Annotated in this window: 16 protein-coding genes, 1 pseudogene and 1 riboswitch; of the genes and pseudogenes, 12 read left to right on the top strand and 5 right to left on the bottom strand. The window is 73.6% G+C overall.

Annotated features, from left to right (window positions below; genetic code table 11):
- Nucleotides 1-65: 65 nt before the first annotated feature.
- The 4 genes from recO (at nt 66) to ACN28A_RS05025 (ending at nt 4643) form a co-directional block, all read left to right on the top strand.
- Entirely contained in the window at nt 66-905 is an 840-nt protein-coding gene (gene recO, locus ACN28A_RS05040; RefSeq protein WP_421392828.1) for a DNA repair protein RecO, read from the top strand.
- A gap of 8 nt (nt 906-913) precedes the next feature.
- The gene (locus tag ACN28A_RS05035; protein ID WP_421404157.1) at nt 914-1726 is read left to right on the top strand and encodes an isoprenyl transferase; all 813 of its coding nucleotides are present in this window, start codon (nt 914-916) and stop codon (nt 1724-1726) included.
- Between the two features lie 305 nt (nt 1727-2031).
- The gene (locus ACN28A_RS05030; protein WP_421392825.1) at nt 2032-2286 is read left to right on the top strand and encodes a hypothetical protein; all 255 of its coding nucleotides are present in this window, start codon (nt 2032-2034) and stop codon (nt 2284-2286) included.
- Between the two features lie 353 nt (nt 2287-2639).
- Nucleotides 2640-4643 (top strand): serine/threonine protein kinase, encoded by a 2004-nt coding sequence (locus ACN28A_RS05025; RefSeq protein ID WP_421392822.1) that lies wholly within the window; start codon nt 2640-2642, stop codon nt 4641-4643.
- 23 nt (nt 4644-4666) lie between these two features.
- Here the strand turns inward: ACN28A_RS05025 and ACN28A_RS05020 are convergent, their stop codons facing one another.
- Genes ACN28A_RS05020 through ACN28A_RS05010 form a run of 3 tightly spaced genes read right to left on the bottom strand, consistent with a single transcriptional unit; the run spans nt 4667 to nt 7519 of the window.
- Nucleotides 4667-5467 carry an energy-coupling factor transporter transmembrane component T family protein gene (locus ACN28A_RS05020; RefSeq protein ID WP_421392820.1) on the bottom strand — a complete coding sequence of 267 codons (801 nt, stop codon included), beginning with the start codon at nt 5465-5467 and terminating at the stop codon, nt 4667-4669.
- Entirely contained in the window at nt 5464-6909 is a 1446-nt protein-coding gene (locus ACN28A_RS05015) for an ABC transporter ATP-binding protein (RefSeq protein ID WP_421392817.1), read from the bottom strand. The genes ACN28A_RS05020 and ACN28A_RS05015 overlap by 4 nt, the downstream gene beginning before the upstream one ends.
- Nucleotides 6910-6925: 16 nt before the next feature.
- The gene (locus ACN28A_RS05010) at nt 6926-7519 is read right to left on the bottom strand and encodes an ECF transporter S component (protein ID WP_421392816.1); all 594 of its coding nucleotides are present in this window, start codon (nt 7517-7519) and stop codon (nt 6926-6928) included.
- Between the two features lie 96 nt (nt 7520-7615).
- Nucleotides 7616-7724, bottom strand: a riboswitch (TPP riboswitch).
- A 156-nt stretch (nt 7725-7880) separates the two neighbouring features.
- Here ACN28A_RS05010 and ACN28A_RS05005 point away from each other — a divergent pair.
- The 7 genes from ACN28A_RS05005 (at nt 7881) to ACN28A_RS04975 (ending at nt 14222) form a co-directional block, all read left to right on the top strand.
- A complete protein-coding gene (locus tag ACN28A_RS05005) occupies nt 7881-8630 on the top strand; it encodes a sugar isomerase domain-containing protein (protein ID WP_421392814.1) in 750 nt (249 codons plus the stop codon).
- Between the two features lie 146 nt (nt 8631-8776).
- Entirely contained in the window at nt 8777-9283 is a 507-nt protein-coding gene (locus ACN28A_RS05000; RefSeq protein WP_421392812.1) for a DUF6328 family protein, read from the top strand.
- Between the two features lie 222 nt (nt 9284-9505).
- Nucleotides 9506-9631, top strand: coding sequence for a hypothetical protein (locus tag ACN28A_RS04995; RefSeq protein WP_421392810.1), 126 nt, complete (start codon nt 9506-9508; stop codon nt 9629-9631).
- Nucleotides 9628-10209 carry an RNA polymerase sigma factor gene (locus ACN28A_RS04990; protein ID WP_421392807.1) on the top strand — a complete coding sequence of 194 codons (582 nt, stop codon included), beginning with the start codon at nt 9628-9630 and terminating at the stop codon, nt 10207-10209. Before ACN28A_RS04995 ends, ACN28A_RS04990 begins: the two co-directional genes overlap by 4 nt.
- Nucleotides 10206-12161 (top strand): EAL domain-containing protein, encoded by a 1956-nt coding sequence (locus tag ACN28A_RS04985; protein WP_421392804.1) that lies wholly within the window; start codon nt 10206-10208, stop codon nt 12159-12161. The genes ACN28A_RS04990 and ACN28A_RS04985 overlap by 4 nt, the downstream gene beginning before the upstream one ends.
- Nucleotides 12162-12577: 416 nt before the next feature.
- Entirely contained in the window at nt 12578-13255 is a 678-nt protein-coding gene (locus tag ACN28A_RS04980; protein WP_421392803.1) for a hypothetical protein, read from the top strand.
- A 43-nt stretch (nt 13256-13298) separates the two neighbouring features.
- Complete coding sequence (locus tag ACN28A_RS04975; RefSeq protein WP_421392800.1) at nt 13299-14222, top strand: serine hydrolase; 924 nt, start codon at nt 13299-13301, stop codon at nt 14220-14222.
- Nucleotides 14223-14434: 212 nt separating this feature from the next.
- Here the strand turns inward: ACN28A_RS04975 and ACN28A_RS04970 are convergent, their stop codons facing one another.
- Nucleotides 14435-15430, bottom strand: a complete 996-nt coding sequence (locus tag ACN28A_RS04970; RefSeq protein WP_421392797.1) for a threonine ammonia-lyase — start codon at nt 15428-15430, stop codon at nt 14435-14437.
- Nucleotides 15431-15623: 193 nt separating this feature from the next.
- Between ACN28A_RS04970 and ACN28A_RS04965 the strand changes: the two are divergent.
- Nucleotides 15624-17600, top strand: a pseudogene (locus ACN28A_RS04965) (acyl-CoA dehydrogenase family protein); the annotation flags it as partial.
- A gap of 181 nt (nt 17601-17781) precedes the next feature.
- Here ACN28A_RS04965 and ACN28A_RS04960 read toward each other — a convergent pair.
- Nucleotides 17782-18750: an aldo/keto reductase gene (locus ACN28A_RS04960; protein WP_421392795.1), complete on the bottom strand. Its 969-nt coding sequence runs from the start codon at nt 18748-18750 to the stop codon at nt 17782-17784.
- Between the last annotated feature and the right edge of the window lie 111 nt (nt 18751-18861).

The raw sequence follows: 18861 nt of genomic DNA, 5'->3' as shown, positions 1-18861 counted from the left end.
CCGGGCCACCCCGATCTGCGACCCTGAGAATTCTCAGGGTCGTACCGGCAGGGAACAATGGGCGGGTGCCCGGGTACCGCCGACAGCTCTACCGCGACGACGCGGTGGTGCTGCGCGTCCAGAAACTCGGCGAGTCCGACCGGATCATCACCCTGCTGACCCGCCGGCACGGCCGGTTGCGCGCGGTCGCCCGAGGAGTACGCCGGACCACCTCGCGGTTCGGTGCCCGGCTGGAGCCGTTCGGCCACGTCGACCTCCAGATCGCCGGTGACCCCAAGGGTGAGCAGGGCAGTTCGCTGCACTCGATCAGTCAGGTGGAGGGGATCCGGCTCTACGGCAAGGCGTTCGTCGCCGACTATCCCCGCTACACGGCGGCGAGTGCGATCGCCGAGACGGCGGAGCGGCTCACCCCGGTCGAGCGGGAGCCGTCGCTGCGGTTGTTCCAGCTCACCCTGGGCGGGCTGCGCGCACTTGCCGACGGGGAACACGCCAGCACCCTGGTGCTGGACGCGTACCTGCTGCGCGGGATGGGGCTGGCCGGCTGGGCGCCGGCGCTCGTCGGCTGTGCGGTCTGCGGTACGCCGGGCCGGCACGGCGCCTTCTCGGTACCCGCCGGGGGTTGTGTCTGCCCGGACTGCCGGCCGCCCGGCGCCGCCCATCCGGCGCCGGCCACCCTCGACCTGATGGCCGCGCTCGCCGCCGGGGACTGGTCGACGGCCGACGCCGCCGAGCAGTCGTACCGCCGGGAGTGCAGCGGGCTGGTGGCGGCGCACCTGCAATGGCATCTGGAGCGCGGGTTACGCTCGTTGCCGCTGGTCGACAGGGGATCGACAGCTGAGCGTACGGAGCGGGTGCGGCACGTCCCGCCGCCCGGTCCGGCGGACGTAGCGAAGGAAGCACAGTGATCCGTTCGATGACCAACCGGACCCGTCGGGAGCCGGTGCCACCCACTCCGCACCCGTCCGGGGCCCGGCCGCCGGCCCTGCCCGCCGAGGCGCTGCCCAGGCACGTGGCGGTGGTGATGGACGGCAACGGGCGCTGGGCCAAGCAGCGCGGCCTGCCCCGGACCAAGGGACACGAGCAGGGCGAGTACTCGCTCTTCGACACCATCGAGGGTGCGATCGAACTGGGCGTCCCCTACCTGTCGGCGTACGCCTTCTCCACCGAGAACTGGCGGCGCTCGCCGGACGAGGTGCGCTTCCTGATGGGCTTCAACCGGGAGGTCATCCGCCGCCGCCGGGACCAGTTGGTGGAGCTGGGGGTCCGGGTGGTCTGGTCGGGGCGGACCGGCCGGCTCTGGAAGAGCGTGATCTCGGAGCTGCAGACCGCCGAGGAGATGTCCCGGGGCAACTCGACGCTGACCCTCCAGTTCTGCGTCAACTACGGCGGGCAGGCCGAGATCGCCGACGCCGCCGCCGCGATCGCCCGGGACGTCGCCGCCGGCCGGGTCGACCCGGCAAAGGTCAACGAGAAGATGATCTCGCGGTACCTCTACCATCCCGAGGTGCCGCCGGTCGACATGTTCCTGCGCCCCTCCGGCGAGCAGCGCATCTCCAACTTCCTGCTCTGGCAGAGCGCGTACGCCGAACTGGTCTACCTGGACACCCTCTGGCCGGACTTCGACCGCCGCCACCTCTGGTACGCCTGCGAGCTGTACGCACAGCGGGACCGCCGGTTCGGCGGCGCGCTGCCCAACCCGGTGGCACCCGGCCCGGCATCCGGCTGAGCACTTCCGCCTCCCGGCCCGGACAGCCGGACCGCTCGGCCGGACCGGGTCGGCACGAATAAACAGGTGCGCCCGGCGGTGGGCCGGGCTATCGTGCAGGAATGCGGTACTGATGCCCCTCATCCGAGCCCACCCGCCCGCCCGTGTGCGCGGCGCGGGTGCGAGCGCTCCGGGCGTCCGTACCGTTTCGCCTCTTCGGCAAGCTGCCACCCGTGGGTGGCACGTCTCCGCGGACGGACGCCGCACCGATCCCGTCCCGCGCGCTGCCCGAGCAGGGCGCTCCGACCAGGAGGAGAGAACGCCGTATGCCTGCCAAACGAAAGTCCGGCAAGACCGCCCGCGCCGCCGCGACCGGCTCGCCGGCCCGGCTCGACCGGCCGGCGGAGGAGTCGATCGAACTCGCCACCCCGGTGGTGCTGCCGGACGACGGCCCCCGGGCCGCCGGACGGCCGGCGGCGCCGAAGTCCGGCCCGGTGCTCCGCAACGGTGCCGGCGCCGCCGGTGTCGGGCGTGGCCGGAACACCGGAGCCGGCCGCCAGTACGCCTTCCGGCGTAGCTGAGCCGGCCACCCGGCCGCACCGGCCACCGCACCGGGCCGGCGGTCGGCTGGTCCGGTTCGGCTGACCGGTCACGGATGCCCGCGCGGGGTCGTGGATGGACAGTGCGCCCCGCGCGGGCCCGTCGGCCGCCCCGTGTGCGCCGCCGATCGGGTACGGCTGCCCGCTGGATCGCCTGCGCCAGACAGGGCGGCTGCCGCGTCCCCCACCAGCTCACACAGGGGCTCGGGGTACGCCCAGCTCGGTCCGCCCACCGTGGACGCCCTCGGATCGCCCGTCGGGGCGGCCGGGTGTGATACTTACCCGACCTCCGGGCACGGGGTGGCGGTACTGGGCGGCAGTGGGGGCAGGTCGGGATGACGGGTGAGATCGCCGGCACACGGCCACTCCGGTCGACCGATCCGTCGCGGCTCGGCGGGTGGGAGCTGCTGGGCCGGCTCGGCGAGGGCGGCATGGGCACCGTCTACCTGGCCCGCGCCGCCGGCACCGGGCGGCTGGTCGCGGTCAAGATGATCCGCTACGACCTGGCGCACGACGCGGAGTTCCGGCGGCGGTTCCGGGGTGAGGTGAAACGGGCCCGGCAGGTGCCGCCGTTCTGCACCGCCGAGGTGCTCGACGCCGACCCGGACCACGACCCGCCCTACCTGGTCGCCGAGTACGTCGACGGACCCAGCCTGGCCACGGTGGTCACCGAACGCGGGCCACTGACCCCGGGCAACCTGCACGGCCTGGCGGTCGGGATGGCGACCGCGCTGACCGCGATCCACGGCGCCGGGGTGATCCACCGCGACCTCAAGCCGAGCAACGTGCTGCTGCCACCCGGCAGCCCGAAGGTGATCGACTTCGGCATCGCCCGCGCCGTCGCCGGCACCGGTGCCGGAACCCGCACGGACCAGGTGATCGGCACCGTCGCGTACATGGCGCCGGAGCGCTTCGAGCCGGCGACCACCGGCGTACTCACCCCGGCGGCGGACGTCTTCGCCTGGGGCGCCGTGGTCGCCTACGCCGGCACCGGACGTACGCCGTTCGCCGCCGAGACCCCGGCCGCGACCGCGGTGCGGATCCTGACCCAGCAGCCCGACCTCGACGGCCTGACCGGTCCGCTGCGGGACCTGGTCGAGCAGGCGCTGGCCAAGGACCCGGCGCAACGCCCGTCGGCGCGGGAGCTGCTGGACCGGCTGCTGGACGGTGGGCCGGGCCGGCTCGGCCGGCTGGGCGCGGTCGAGTCGGCGCTCGCCGGTCAACCCGAGCTGCGGGTCGCGGTGGAGCAGGCGCAGGCGGTGACCGATCAGCGGCCGCTGGCCGAGACGGCGCTGGCCGCCGGTTCGCGTCCGGATCCGGCCGGGGACCTGGGCGAGGCGACCACCCGGCAGGGCGGTCCCGAGGTGCGGGCCGCCGCCCGGCAGGCCGGCCCGGCGGTGTCGATGGCCGGAACGACGGCTGCCACCCCGGCGGGACCGGTTGGCCTGGCGGGAGCGGGTGCCCTGGCGGGATCGGCTGTCCCGATGGATGCCGGGGAACCGCCGGCCCGACCGCCGGGGCGTGGTCCGGCGAGGCGGCGGGGTTGGGTCGCCGTCCTCGCGGTGGGGCTCGTCGTGCTGTTCGGCACCTCCGTCGGGGTGGGCTACGCCAGCGGGTTCCTGCCCTACCAGGCATCCTCGGCCAGCTCGCCGACGACATCGCCCGGCACACCGCCCGGCTCGGCTACCGGTGCCGGCCCGGCCACGGAGACCAGCGGGCCGGCGCCGGGTACCCCGACCGCCACCGGAGCCCCGGACGGGCCGCCCTGGTCCGGCCCCGTGGTGGTGAGCGACCCGCTCACCAGCCGCCGGGGATGGCAGCCGAGGACGGACGACAGGCACGAGGTGAGCTGCGGGTTCGACGACGGGCTGGTGGTGACGAAGCGCGGTGTGGGGCCGTACCGGTGCCCGGGGCCGCAGGACACCTGGCCGGACGTGCAGGTGGAGGTCGAGGTGACCCTCGTCGAGCCGGACAGTTGCGCCGCGGTCTGGTTCCGGTTCACCGACCGCACCGGCGGGCACGCGCTGCGGATCTGCCGGGACGGCTACCACCTGGTGGCACACGGTGTGGACAGTACGAGCGCGATGACCCCGGCCGGCAGCTTCCGGTTCGACCCGGCACAGAGGTTGACCGCGGGTACCCCGGTCCGGGTCGGCATCGTGGCGCACGGCGAGGAGCTGCGGTTCTACCGCGACGGGCAACGCGTCGGCGAGGCGCGGGACGTCCAGCCGGTCGACGGGCGGGTGGTGCTCGGGATCTTCTCGATCGGGCCGGACAACGGCTCCGGTGGGCCGTACGAGGTCGTCTTCCGGGGCGTCCGGATCAGTACGCCGGACTGAGCGTCGGGCCGGAGTGCGCAGGGTCAGCGCAGCAGCGGCCGGAAGGTGCCGAGTGCCACGCTGAGCCCGAGCGCCGCACCGGCCAGCACTACCGCCCCGGCGATCACTGCGGCGTCCGCCGGGCCGAACCGCTGCCGGCGGGCGGCGGTACGCGGTACGCCGGAGTCGAAGCCCCGGGCGTCCATCGCGGCGGCCAGCCGGGTGCCCCGGCGGATCGCCCCGACCAGCAGGGTGAACGCGGTCGAGCCGAACAGCCGCAGCCTGGCCAGCGGGTTCCGGCCGGCCTCGATGCCCCGGGCCCGCCGGGCCAGGCTCACCATCTGCCACTCCACGGCCAGCAACGGCACCAGCCGGAACGCGGCGAGTGCCCCGATGGCGAACCGGGGCGGCGCCTTGACGTTCTGGACCAGCGCGTCGGCGAGGTCGGTCGGGTCGGTGGTGGCGAAGACGAGTACGCCGGGGAGCGCCACCGCGACCACCCGCAGCGCCATGCCCAGCGCGGTGCCGAGTACCCCGGTGGTGATCTCGACCGGACCGGCCTGCCAGAGCAGGGTGCCGGTCCGCTCGGCGGCGAAGAGCAGCAGGGTGCCGAAGATGCCGAGCGCGCTGAGCAGCAGCGGCCAGGCCCGCCGGGCCAGTGCCGCGTACCGGACGCCGAAGAGTGGCACGACGGCGAGCTGGAACCCGATGGCCACCGCCGGGGTCACCGGGTCGACAGTGGCGATCAGCGCGACGGAGAAGACGAGCGCGGCGGCGACCTTGGCCACCGGGTTGCGCCGGGCCAGCGGTGCGCCGGGGGCGGCGATCGGCTGGTACGGGATCATCCGGCCCGCCCCGGGGCGGCGGTGGCGGCCGGCGGATCGAGCCGGACGGTCCGGTCGGCAAGCGCGGCGACGAAATCGGCGTCGTGGGTGACCGCGACGACGCCGTGCCCGCCGTCGCGCAGCCCGGCGAGCAGGTCGACGAGTTCGAGCCAGGTACGCCGGTCCTGGCCGAAGGTCGGCTCGTCCAGCACCAGCAACCGGGGCGCGGTGGCCAGCGCGGTCGCCACGCTCAGCCGCCGCGCCTGACCGCCGGAGAGCGTGTACGGGTTGGCCTCGGCCAGCCGGTCCAGCCGGAGCCGGACCAGCAGCTCGTCCACCACCGACCGGACCTCCGCCTCCGGCCGGCCGGTCCGGCGCGGCCCGAGCGCCAGCTCGGTGAAGACGGTGCCGCTGACGAACTGGTGCTCCGGGTCCTGGAAGACCGAGCCGATCCGGGCGGCCAGCACCGGCGCCCGCCACCGGTGCGGTGCGCTGCCGGCGTGCCGGCCGGCCAGTTCCGGGGTGGCCGACAGCCGGCCGCCGCCGGGCCGGAGCAGCCCGCCGAGCAGCAGGGCCAGGGTGGACTTGCCGGCGCCGTTGCGGCCGAGCACCGCGAGCGCCTCGCCGGCGCGTACCCGCAGGTCGGTGTCGACCAGCCGGGGTGGCAGGCCGAGCCGGTCGGCGGTGAGCAGCAGGTCTCCGGTGCCGGCGGTCGCCCGGCGCGGTGCCGGCGGCGGCCCCGGCACCCAGACCCCGGCGGCGGCCAGTGCTTCGCCGTGCGCGGCGAAGACCTGCTCCGCGGGGCCGTCGGCCTGTATCCCGCCGCCCGGTTCGAGCACCACCACCCGGTCGACGAGCGGCAGTGACTCCGCCACCCGGTGCTCGACCAGGATCAGCGTGGTGTCGTCGTCGACCGCCGCCCGGACGGCGTCGCGGACCAGCGTGGCGCCGGCCGGGTCCAGGTTCGCGGTCGGCTCGTCGAGCAGCAGCAGGCCGGGCCGGAGGGCGAGCACTCCGGCCAGGGCGAGCCGTTGCTGCTCCCCGCCGGAGAGCGCGGCGGTGGACCGGTCGGGCCCGTACGGGAAGCCGACCCGGTCCAGCGCCTCGGTGACCCGGGGCCAGATCTCCGCCGCCGGTACGCCCCGGTTCTCCAGGCCGAACGCCACGTCGTCGCCGGCCCGGGCCATCACCAGCTGGGTCTGCGGGTCCTGGAAGACGATGCCGACCCGTTCCCGGGCCTTGCGCGGGTCGAGCCCGTCGATCTCGACGGTGCCGGCCTGCTCGCCGGAGTCCTCGGCGAGCAGCCCGGCCAGCGCCGCCAGCAGGGTGCTCTTGCCGGCGCCGGAGGCTCCGAGCAGGAGTACCCGCTCGCCGTGCCCGATCCGCAGGTCGAGGTCGCGGACCGCCCAGGCCCGGCGGCCGGCGTGCCGCCAGCCGAAGCCGCGCAGCCGTACCTCGCTCACGACGAGACCGCGCCGGTCAGACGAGGGTACGTTCGCGGCCGGCCGGGAACCGGTCCAGCACACCGGTCCGGGCCAGTGCCCGGGTGAGCGCCCAGCCGCCGGCTCCGGCCAGCACCGCCGCGCTGAGCACGGTGATCACGAAGACGGGCAGCCGGAACGCGGCGAAGTCGTACTCGGAGTAGTAGCGGAACTGGTCGAAGATCGCGGCGGCGAGTCCGGCCAGCAGGCCGGAGCCGACCGCCACCGGCAACCGGAACGAGCGGTAGCGGAGCGCCGCGAACGCCAGCTCGGCGCCGACGCCCTGGGTGGCGCCCTGGAGGATCGCGACGGTGCCCCACTGGCTGCCCAGCAGCACCGAGACGAGGGCGGCGAGGAACTCGCAGTAGAACGCCGCGCCCGGCTTGCGGATCACCAGGCCGCCGAGTACGCCGGGCACCAGCCAGATGCCGTAGATGACCGCCTGGGCCGGTGGGAAGAAGGTGAAGGCGCCCTCGGTGGCGCTCCAGACCACGTTCCAGGCCCAGAAGACGACGCCGAACGCGACCGCGATGACCGAGGCGACGACGATGTCGACGGTGCGCCATCTGGTGGTGTTGGTGGACTGCTGCACTGCGTGGCCTCCCAGTCGTCGCGTTCGTCGAGACGGTGGCTCGACGAACCGGCAGGACGCACGCCGCAGCCCGGGACGGCCCGGACTGCGGCGCGGCTGGAGACTCGACCGAACTCCCTGCGCTGGCATTACCCAGATCAGGTTCGAGGGTCTGCGGGTGGGTCCACCCGCACTCTCAGCGCTGTGCGCTCCCCTGTCGGATGTGCTGTTGTTGCGCAGACGGTACACCGGATACCGCTACGCCGACACCGGTGCGGCGGTGGATGTGGCCGCGCCCACCACGGCACGGGACGGGGTGTGCCCGGCACGGCGCGGGATAGGGTGGATGGCCCAGATCGTCCTCTCGAAGGGATCCGTGACCGTGACACTCAGCCCCGAGGGCTATCTCGACGTGGTCAGCGAGACGATCGGGCGGGTGGCGGCCGATGCCCGGGACGGCGTACGCCGGGCGGCCGACCTGGTCACCGCCGCGCTGCGGGCCGGGGGAGTGGTGCAGGCGTTCGGCACCGGCCATTCGGAGGCGCTGGCGATGGAGATCGCCGGCCGGGCGGGCGGCCTGGTCCCGACGAACCGGATCGCCCTGCGGGACCTGGTGTTGCGCGGCGGTGAACCGGTCGACATCCTCGGGCCGACCCTGGAGCGGGATCCGACGGTGGCCCACCGGCTCTACGAGCTGACCCCGGTCGACCCCCGGGACGTCTTCGTGATCGCCTCGAACTCCGGGGTGAACGGCACGATCGTCGAGTTCGCGTCGCTGGTCAAGGAGCACGGGCACGGGCTGATCGCGATCACCTCCGGGCAGCACTCGGCCCGGGTGGCGTCCCGGCACCCGTCCGGACGCAAGCTGGGCGACCTCGCCGACGTGGTGCTGGACAACGGCGCCCCGTACGGCGATGCGGCCCTGCCGCTGCCCGGCGGCGGTGCGGTCGGCGCGGTGTCGTCGATCACCGCCGCGCTGCTCGCCCAGCAGGTCGTGGTGGAGGTGGTCCGCCGGCTGGTCGAGGCGGGCGAAACCGCGCCGGTCTACCTCTCGGCCAACATTCCGGACAGCGACGACCACAACAACAGCCTGGAGGCCCGGTACGCCGGCCGGATCCGTCGGGGCGGCTGAGTTCGACAGAAGCACCGGCAGGGCCGGCAGTCCGGCACGAAACGGCCGGTAGCCTCCGCACGTCCGGCCGGCGGAACGTGCGTGCGTTTCGCGTCTGCTCCGTCCGGGCATCACTGCTGCCAACTTCGAGGCGGGGAGGCGCACAGGTGAGCGTGGAGACGGAGAAGCAGCGTTGGCAGCGCAATTTCGCCGACCTGTTGCAGGAACTGCGGGTCGCGCAGACCGGGGTGCAGATCCTGTTCGCCTTCCTGCTCACCCTGCCGTTCAGCAGCGGCTTCCCGGAAACCACCACCTTCCAGCAGGACATCTACATCGTCGCGCTACTGGCGGCGGCCGCGGCCACCGCGTTGATCATCTCGCCGGTCGCCTTCCACCGGGCGCTCTTCCGGCAGGGGCGTAAGCCGGAACTCGTCCGGTTCGCGCACGCCATGGCGACCGGTGGCCTGGCCTTCATGCTGATCGCCATGGTCAGCTCGGTGTTGCTGATCACCGACTTCCTGCTGCCCCGGCCGGTGGCGTTCGCGCTCAGCGGGCTGACCGGGCTCTGGTTTCTGACCTTCTGGGCCGCACTGCCGTTCATGCGCCGCAACTGGGGCGAGCCGGACGAGGACGAGGACACCGAGCCGGCGACGGCCCGACCCGACGCCGTCTAGTGGACTGAGCCCGCGCCTTCGATCACTCTCCGCAATCCATACTGGACAGTAGACCTGTTGGCCTGATCGGCCTGTCTACTGTGGCCGAACGGTGGAAATGCCGCAGCCAGTCGCCACTCTATTGATCATCGCTATCTTCGCCTGGGCGGGTCGCCCCCTACACCGGGACCCTTGACGGAGAGTTATACGCGGAACGACAACTACGGACCGCGAGAGGCGAGGATGAGCGAGGTTCTGGGGGGACTGTCGACCGGTGGTCCGGCGGCAGTGCTGGTGAGCCTGATCGGAGGGGTGGGCCCGCTGGCCCACGGCCCGCTGCGTCGAACAGACGAGGGCGGGGCGGCATGAGAAGCGGCGACAACGCGGTGGTGCGGGCCGAGTCGGCCGCCCGGTTGGGGGACCGGGGCCAGGCCGAGTCGGCGACCAGCTTCGAGGAGTTCTGCCAGCGCAACTTCGTGCTGGTCGAGCGGTTCCTGCTGGCCCGCTGCACGGACCGGGGGCTGGTGGAGGACGCCGTACAGGAGGCGTTCATCACCGCCCGGGACAAGTGGGACCAGATCCGCCACTACGAGAAGCCACTGGCCTGGCTGTACAAGACCGCCCGGTACAAGCTGCTGGTGGCGCAGCGGCGTCGCCGGCCGGAGCTGACGGTCAGCCTGGAGGAGGTGCCGCCGGAGCGGCTCGCCGAACCGGCCGACCCGGCGGAGGCCCGGGAGCTGCTGCGCGGCTGGCTGCGCCAGTTGCCGCCGAGGCAGGCCGAGGTCTTCGTGTTGACCCTGGACGGCTGGCCCGACCACGAGATCGCGGCCATCCTCGGCATCGCCTACAACACGGTGCGGGCGTACCGGCAGGAGGCCCGGCGCCGGTTGCGGGACCTCGCCCAGCAGGCGGGCTTCGAGACGCCCGCCGGAAGGGACCGGGGATGAACCTGGACGACATCCTCGCGCTGGCTTCCGACCGCACCCTCAGCGAGCTGGAACGGGCCCGCGCCCGCCGGGCCACCCGCCGGGTGCGGCAGGAGTACCAGCGGGCGGTCTCCGAGGGCCGCGACCTGACCGGCGACATCGAGGTACGCGACCCGCTGAGCGCCGACACCGACGAGGCGGCCCGGATCACCCGGGCGGCCCAGCTGGCCAAGCACGGCACCGTGACCTGGATCCGGTCCAGCGGGGAGCTGACCTGGTCGGACGAGATGGCCCTGATCCTCGGCCATCCGCCGGGCACCGTGCGGCACACGCTCGGCACGCTGACCCGGCTGGTCCACCCCGACGACCTGGACGGGGTGCGCCGGGCGGTCGAGTCGGTGTGGCGGGACCGGACCGTCCGGGAGACGACCTGCCGGGTGGTCCGCCCGGACCGGGTCACCCGGTACGTGCACTGCCACCTGGAGTACGTGGTCGACCCGGAGAACCGGCCGCACGGCATCATCGCCACCGCCCGGGACGTCACCGAGGTCGAACTCGCCCGCCAGGAGCAGGCACGGCTGGCCCGGCGCCGCGAGACCGTGCGGCCCGAGCTGGCCGGCCGGGACCCGGTCACCGGGCTCTTCCACCGGGCCCGGTTCGCCGACGAGATCGACACCGCCCAGCGGGGTGCTCCGGGCGTACTCCTGGTGGTGGCGGTGGAGCCGGTCGGCCCGGCCGCAGGCGGCGGGCCCGATGACCGACCGGGCGTCCGCCCGGACGCCGATGCCGACGGCGAGCCCGGCGGCGGCCCGGACGAGCAGGAACGGCTGGCGGTGGCGGTCGCCCAGGTCGTCCGCCGGGTCGCCCGGCGCTCCGACGTCTGCGGTCTGACCGGTCCGAACGAGTTCGGGGTACTCATGCAGCGCACCACGCTGAGTTCGGCCGGCGCGCTCGCCGAGGCCATAATCGACGGTATCCGCTCCCAGTCGTTCGTGCTGGGCCGGACCCGGCTGCTCGACGCCTGGGGCGGCCTGGTCCGCTACCAGGGGCGGGACGGCAGCCGGGGCGTCGACCTGATCGTGGACGCCGAGACGGCCTGGCGCCGGGCCAGGGCGACCGGGGTGGCCCGGGTCGCGCTGGACCAGCCGGCGGCCGAGGAGGAGCGCCGGGAGCTGTGCCGGCACCGGGTCCGGGCGACGGTGGCGGAGAACCGTTTCACCCTCTACACCCAGCCGATCCTCGACCTGCGGCTCAACCAGATCACCCGGCAGGAGATCCTGCTCCGGGTACTCGACGACGCCGGGCGGGCGCACTCCGCCTCGACCCTGCTCGGCGACGCGGAGCGGGTGGACGAGGTCCTGCCGATCGACCGCTGGGTCATCGACCGCACCATCGAACTCGTCGCCCGGGGCTCGGGTACCTCGCACTACCAGGTGAATCTCTCCGGCCGGTCGCTCGGCGACCCGCACCTGCTGGAGCGGGTGCAGCATCGGCTCCAGCAGTACGACGTCGATCCCGGCCAGCTCACCTTCGAGATCACCGAGACGGCCCGGATCGGCAACCTGACCGAGGCGCACAACTTCGCGCACGGCATCCGCGAACTCGGCTGCCAGCTCGCCCTTGACGACTTCGGCTCGGGGCACGTGCCGTTCAGCTTTCTCACCTGCTTTCCGGTGGACCTGGTGAAGCTGGGCGGCGAGTTCGTCACCGGCGTCGAGCATTCGGTGGCGAACCAGCGGATTGTGCGGTCGATTGTCGAGTTGTGCGGGTCGCTGGGCATCCGGACCGCGGCCGAACACGTCGAGGACGAGGTCACGATGAATCTGCTCCGCGACTTAGGGGTGGACTTCGCCCAGGGCTACCTGGTGGGCAAGCCGAAGCCGGTGGCCAGCCCGACGCGTGTGCTGCCGGCGCCGGCCGGGTCCGGGGCCGAAACCGACCGGGAGCGCGAGCTGCGGGCCGCGACCGGGTAGCCCCGCGACCGGGTAGCCCCGCGACCGGGTAGCCCCGCGACCGGGTAGCTCCGCCACCGGGTAGCTCCGCCACCGGGTGGTCGTAGTCGACCAGACCGCCGGCCCACCGTCTCCCGGGCCGGCGGTCGGTCCTCGCGACCGGTCTGCGGGGCCGGCGGGCCGGGGCGTCGGCGGCATATCCGCCCACTGATACCACGGCCGACCACCGGCATCGCCGCGCTCTGCCCGCTGGAAGGTGTCCGGGCTGGAGACTGTCGAGCTGCCCCGTCTGCGCGCCCGTCCACCCGCCCACCGCCCCGGGTCAGGCGTCTCCGGCACCCGCCCACCGTCCCGGGTCAGGCGTCTCCGGCGAGGGCGGTGGGCGTCGACCACCAGGCCATGCAACGTCCCGGGGGTGACCGCCGTCTTTAAGGGACGTGGAAACCCGAGTACGGCCGCTACCGGCCGGGACAGTCCTCCTCCTCCTGCTGGTGTTGCCGGTGGTGCTGGCTGCCGCGGGTTGCGCCGCCGAGCCGGCACCCCGACCCCCGGCCGCCGAGGGGACCCGGCTGACCGCCAGCGGCCCGGGGCAGCGGCCGGCAGCCCTCGACGTGGCGCTGCTCCGGCCCGACGGGTTGGGCGCCGGATGGCGGCAGAGTGCCCATCCGCCCGGGCCGCCGCCGTGGCCGTGGCTCCAGGCCGACTGCCCGGCGTACCGGGACGAGGACTATCCGGCCCAGCGGCACCGGGTCGGCGCCGTGCAGCGCCGCTTCCGGCACGAGCCGTCCGAACTGGTCGCGACGCAGGTCGTCGAGGACTACCAGCCGGGGTGGGCGGTGCGGGCCCTGGACGACGTACGCCGGGTCGTCCGAACCTGCGCCCGGTACGAGGCGTACGGCGCCACCGTCTCGTTCACCGTGCTGGAGACGGAACTGCCGCCGGAAGGTGGGCTGGTGGTGCAGGGCCGGATCGAGTCTCCCGGCTCACCGGCCCGGTCCACCCTGCTGGTGGCGGTACGCCAGCACGACCGGCTCTCCACGCTGAACGTCCCGGGGCCGGTGGACCCCGACACCGCGAACATCGTGGTGCGGAAGCTGGCGGACCTCCTTGACTAGCCGACCCGTGCCGGAGGATCGACCCGCGCCGGTTGGCCGACGGGTGCCTACCGGTCGATCCGGGCCGAGGCGGCGGGAGTTGCTCGCCGCCACCGCCGCCGCGCTGCTCGGCGCGGGCGCGGCCGGCACCGGGTTGGCGTACTGGTCGGCGGGTTCGCCGGATGCCGGTCCGCAGTCGGGGGCGGCGACCACCCCGGCCCGCCCGACGCCGAGCCCGACGCCGGACCATCCGGCGCTGGCGCGTACCCGGATCGCCCGTTACCTGCGCGGAGTCGGCGGCCGGGTCAGTCTGGCGGTGCGGGACCGGGTCACCGGGCTGGCGGTCGTCGCCGGCACCCGGCGCTACCAGACGGCGAGCATCGTCAAGGTGGACATCCTGGCGGCCCTGCTGCTGCGCCGCCAGGAGCAGCGCCGCAAACTCGGCACGGACGAGCGGCGGCTGGCCCGCACGATGATCGTGGTCAGCGACAATGCGGCGGCGAGCAGCCTCTACGCCACGATCGGCCACCGGGCCGGCCTGACCGCCGCGAACCGGATCCTCGGGTTGCGCGAGACCACCCCTGCGGCGAGCTGGGGGCTGACCACGACGACGGCAGCCGACCAGCTCCGGCTGCTGACCGTGCTCACCGGGCCGTCCGGCCCGCTCGATCAGGACGGTCGTGACTTCCTGCTCGGCCTGATGGGGCAGGTCGACGAGACCCAGGACTGGGGGATCACCGCCGCCGCCGGCCGGGCCAGCACCGCCAGCTATGTCAAGAACGGCTGGACGACGGTGGACGCGGACAACGGGCTCTGGTTGGCGAACAGCATCGGCCGGATCGTCGAGCCGGGCCGGGACTGGCTGGTCGCCGTACTCTCCGACCATCATCCGACGCGGCAGCAGGGGATAGCGGCGGTGGAGAAGGCCGCGCGGTACGCGCTTACCGAACTGCGGGCGATCCCGTCACCCGGTACGCCGGCACACTGAACCGGCCGGGCCGCCGCCCCCGGCCGCCTCGGGCAGGCCACTCCTGCCCGGTCCTCCGCGGTCACCTGGACACCAGATGCGTAACACCACCGACGTAGCGCACCTGGTGTCCAGGTCAGCATCGAAAGCTCGTGCGGCGTGCGGCGTGCGGCGTGCGGCGTGCGGCGTGCGGCGTGCGGCGCGTGGCGGTCGGGGTGGGGCGGGAAGTCGGGTCAGCGGCGGATCCAGTGGTGGTAGGCGGGCAGGTCGACGTTGCTGCCGCAGACGACGGTCACCACGTGACGGTCGGCGAACCGGTCGGGGTTCTCCAGGACGGCTGCGACGCCGAGGGCGGCCGAGGGTTCGACGACCAGGCCGGCGTGCTCCAGGAGCAGCCGCATCCCCTCGACGATCGACTCCTCCCGGACCAGGACCGCGTCGTCGGCCACCGCCAGGAGGTCGTCCAGCACGGCGGGGATGGGGTACCGGCCGGCGACTCCGTCGGCGATCGTGTCGGTCGAGTCGGTGCTGACGACCCGACGCTGGTGCCACGAGCGGGTCATCGCGGGTGCACCCGACGGCTGTACGCAGATCACCTCGACCGCCGGCGCCAGGGTCTTCAGCGCGTACCCGACGCCGCTGGCCATCGCGCCGCCACCGAGAGCGACAAGTACGGCGTCGAAGGCGGAACCCGCGCCGAACCGGCTGGGCCGGACCGACCTGGCGCTGTCCGCCAGTTCCAGGCCGATGGTCGCGGCGCCCTCGCAGGTCTCGATGTCCAGGCTGTCCTCGACCAGCCGGATGTCCCGCTGCCGCGCGAGGGTCGCGGCCCGTTCGCGGGCCTGCTCGAAGTCGCCGTCGACCAGTTCCAGTTCGGCACCGAGCGCACGGATCCGGTCGAGCTTGGCGGCGGGTGCCCGGCGGGACGCCACGACCGTCACGTCGAGGCCGCGGCGGCGACCCGACCAGCCGAGCGCCTGCCCGAGGTTGCCGGCGCTGGCGCAGACCGCGGCCGTACGGCCCTGCCCGGTCAGCAGGCTGGCGACGAGTTCGGTGCCCCGGGCCTTGAAGCTGCGTACCGGGTTCGCGGTCTCCAGCTTGATGCTCACCGTGCAGCCGAGGTGGTGTCCGAGCGGGTCGCACTGGTACAGCGGGGTGTCCAGGAAGAGAGGATCGATCACCCGGCGGGCCGCCCGGATCCGGTCGAGGTCGAGACGCGTGGCGAGCATGGCCAGGCAGCGTATCCGGGGCGCGGCTGCCGGGATCGGCATATTTGGTGCTACCGACGGGTAACAAAACCCGGTAGCGTTGACGGGGTATTCGCGCAAAGGACCTCAGGGGGTTACCGCTCCGGTAGCTGCCGTAGCCGGGCGATGCGGCGCGGGCACCCCCTTACCGCCGTACTCGATCGGAGGGATTGCCGTGACCACGACAGAGCGGAACAGGCCGGCGGCGAGCGGGTCGGACGGAGTCGGGCCGCTGCCGAAGGAGGCGGGACAGGTCTCCGAGCGGGAGGCCCGGCAGGTCGCCGAGGCGGCCCGGGAGACCGAGTGGGGCAAGCCGAGCTTCGGCAAGGAACTCTTCCTCGGCCGACTCCGGCTGGACCTGATCGACCCGTGGCCGCAGCCCGATCCCGAGCGCGCCGCGCACGCCGAGGAGTTCCTCGCCCGGCTCGACAGTTACGTACGCTCCGAGGTCAACGGTGCCGCGATCGAGCGGGACGCGAGCATCCCCGACGAGGTGTTCGCCGGGCTCGGCCGGCTCGGCGCCTTCGGCATGAAGATCGACCGGAAGTACGGCGGTCTCGGCCTGACCAACCTGCACTACTGCCGTGCGTTGACGCTGGCCGGCTCGGCCAGCCCGGCGATCGGCGCGCTGCTCTCGGCACACCAGTCCATCGGCGTGCCGCAGCCGCTCAAGATCTTCGGCACCGAGGAGCAGAAGCAGCGCTTCCTGCCCCGGCTGGCCGCCGGTGAGGTGTCGGCGTTCCTGCTCACCGAGCCGGACGTCGGCTCCGACCCGGCCCGGCTGGCCACCATCGCCGAGCCGACCTCCGACGGCACCGGCTACCGGCTCAACGGCGTCAAGCTCTGGGCCACCAACGGCACCGTGGCGTCGCTGCTGGTGGTGATGGCCCGGGTGCCCGCCTCGGAGGGCCGGCGCGGCGGGATCACCGCCTTCGTCGTCGAGGCCGACTCGCCGGGGATCACCGTCGAACGGCGCAACGAGTTCCTCGGACTTCGCGGCCTGGAGAACAGCCTGACCCGGTTCTCCGACGTCTTCGTACCCGCCGAGAACGTCATCGGCGGCGAGGGGCGCGGCCTGAAGATCGCGCTGACCACCCTGAACACCGGCCGGCTCTCGCTGCCGGCGATGTGTGTCGGAGCCGGCAAGTGGTCGCTGAACGTGGCCCGGGGCTGGGCCGCCGATCGGGTGCAGTGGGGCCGGCCGGTCGGCGGGCACGAGGCGGTGGCCACCAAACTGTCGTTCATCGCCGCCACCACCTACGGCATGGAGACCATGCTCGACCTCTGCTGCCTGCTCGCCGACGACGACCGCAACGACATCCGGATCGAGGCGGCGCTGGTCAAGCTCTACGCCAGCGAGATGGCCTGGAAGATCGCCGACGAGCTGGTGCAGATCCGGGGCGGACGCGGCTACGAGACCGCCGACTCGCTCACCGCCCGGGGCGAACGCCCGGCCGCCGTCGAGCAGATCCTCCGCGACCTGCGGATCAACCGGATCTTCGAGGGTTCGACCGAGATCATGCACCTGCTGATCGCCCGGGAGGCGGTCGACGCCCACCTCTCGGTGGCCGGCGACATCATCGACCCGGACGCCGAACTCGGCCAGAAGGTCCGGGCCGGAGCGAAGGCGGGTGCGTTCTATGCCCGCTGGCTGCCGACCCTCGCGGTCGGACGCGGCCAGAACCCCACCGGGTACGCCGAGTACGGCCCGCTCGCCGGGCACCTGCGGCACGTCGAGCGGTCGTCCCGCAAGCTGGCCCGGTCGACGTTCCTGGCGATGTCCCGCTGGCAGGGCAAACTGGAGCACAAGCAGAGCTTCCTCGGCCGGATCGTGGACATCGGGGCGGAACTGTTTGCCATGTCGGCGGTCTGCGTACGGGCCAACGCCGAGCGGGAGAACCGGCCGGAGGGCGTGGAACTCGCCGACCTGTTCTGCCGGCAGGCGAAGGTGCGCATCGCCGAGCTGTTCCGGGCTCTCTGGGATAACACCGACTCGGTCGACACGGCGGCGGCGGAGCGGATCCTCGCCGGCCGGTACGCCTTCGTCGAGGAGGGCGTGGTCACCCCGCCCGCCGACCTGCCCTGGGTCGCCGCCTGGCAGCCCGGCCCGTCGACCGTCGATGACGTACGCCGCCGACTGCCGAAGCCGGACGCGGCAAGGGCGGGCGTGGTAGAGCCGGAGTCGGCAAAGGCGGGTGTGGTAGAGCCGGACACGGTAAGGGTGGACCCGTCGGAGGCGGATGCGCCTGGGCCGGACACGTCGAAGGCGGACAGCGGCGGGTGAGCATGCGGTCGGGGTGGCCCGTGCCGGCCACCCCGACCGGTTCGTCCGGTCAGAAGAGCCAGGACTCCCTCGGGGCGGTGAGCGGGGCCAACTCGTCCCACAACTGGTCGGGGACCTCCCAGCCGGCCAGCCGGGCGGTCTCGGCGATCCGCTCCGGGCGGGACACCCCGACGATCGTGGACGTGATCCGTGGATCGCGCAGCGAGAACTGGAGCGCCGCCGCCGCGAGCGGTACGCCGTGTGCCGTGCACGCCGCCTCCATCGCCCGGATCCGCTCCAGCGTCGCGGCGTCGGCATCCCGGTAGGCGTACCTGGTGAACCGGTCCGGCCCCTTGGCCAGGATGCCGCTGGCGAAGGGCGCCGCGTTCACCACCCCGACACCGAGCGAGACCGCCTCGTCGATCAGGTCACCGGCGGAGCGGTCCACCAGGGTCCACCGGTTGTGCGTGATCAGCGCCGCGAAGTGCCCGGTACGCAGGTAGCGCGCCATCAGCTCCACCGGGCCGCCGGCCACCCCGAGGTGCTCGATGACGCCCTGTCGTCGCAGGTCCAGCAGCGTCTCGACCGGGCCGCCCGGCGCCATGCCCTGCTCGAAGCTGATGTGCTCCGGATCGTGCAGATAGACCAGCGGCAGCCGGTCCAGGCCGAGCCGTTCCAGGCTGCCCTCGGCGGAGCGGCGCATCTGCTCACCTGAGAAGTCGCCGGTCTCGAAGTCCCGGTCGACCTTGGTGGCCAGTACGAAGCCGTCCGGCACACCGCCGATCCGGCGCAGGGCGGCACCGATCCGCCGTTCGCTCTCCCCGTCGCTGTAGCCGGCCGCGGTGTCGAGGAAGTTGAACGGGCCGGTGAGCGCGGCGAGCGCGGTCTCGGTGCCGCGTTCGGCGCTGACGTCGTACCCGAAGAGGGCCGGCATGCTGCCCAGCGGGCCGCCGCCGACGCAGACCGGGGTGACGCGCAGGCCGGTGGCGCCGAGCGGGCGGCGGGGGAAGGCGTCCGGCGGTTGCTGGTGTGCGTACACGGAGATCCTCGACCTGCGGTGTCGGCGGTGCGTCGGCGTGCGGGTGACGGCCGGCGCAGCGGCAGACGATCATGTCGCCCGCCCGCACAGTCTGACCGCCTTGACCGGAGT

The organism is Plantactinospora sp. WMMB782 (assembly GCF_049179135.1).
In the GTDB taxonomy this organism is placed as follows: domain Bacteria; phylum Actinomycetota; class Actinomycetes; order Mycobacteriales; family Micromonosporaceae; genus Plantactinospora.
The sequence above is the reverse complement of the archived record's forward strand: the minus strand, read 5'-3'. Positions and strand labels throughout refer to the sequence as shown.

Excerpts from the sequence above, each read along its gene's own strand:
- ACN28A_RS05030 (WP_421392825.1), top strand. The coding sequence starts at position 2,032 with ATGCCTGCCAAACGAAAGTCCGGCAAGACCGCCCGCGCCGCCGCGACC.
- ACN28A_RS04970 (WP_421392797.1), bottom strand. The coding sequence starts at position 15,430 with ATGCTCGCCACGCGTCTCGACCTCGACCGGATCCGGGCGGCCCGCCGG.
- ACN28A_RS05020 (WP_421392820.1), bottom strand. The coding sequence starts at position 5,467 with ATGATCCCGTACCAGCCGATCGCCGCCCCCGGCGCACCGCTGGCCCGG.
- ACN28A_RS04995 (WP_421392810.1), top strand. The coding sequence starts at position 9,506 with ATGAGCGAGGTTCTGGGGGGACTGTCGACCGGTGGTCCGGCGGCAGTG.
- ACN28A_RS04990 (WP_421392807.1), top strand. The coding sequence starts at position 9,628 with ATGAGAAGCGGCGACAACGCGGTGGTGCGGGCCGAGTCGGCCGCCCGG.
- ACN28A_RS05035 (WP_421404157.1), top strand. The coding sequence starts at position 914 with ATGACCAACCGGACCCGTCGGGAGCCGGTGCCACCCACTCCGCACCCG.
- ACN28A_RS05025 (WP_421392822.1), top strand. The coding sequence starts at position 2,640 with ATGACGGGTGAGATCGCCGGCACACGGCCACTCCGGTCGACCGATCCG.
- ACN28A_RS04985 (WP_421392804.1), top strand. The coding sequence starts at position 10,206 with ATGAACCTGGACGACATCCTCGCGCTGGCTTCCGACCGCACCCTCAGC.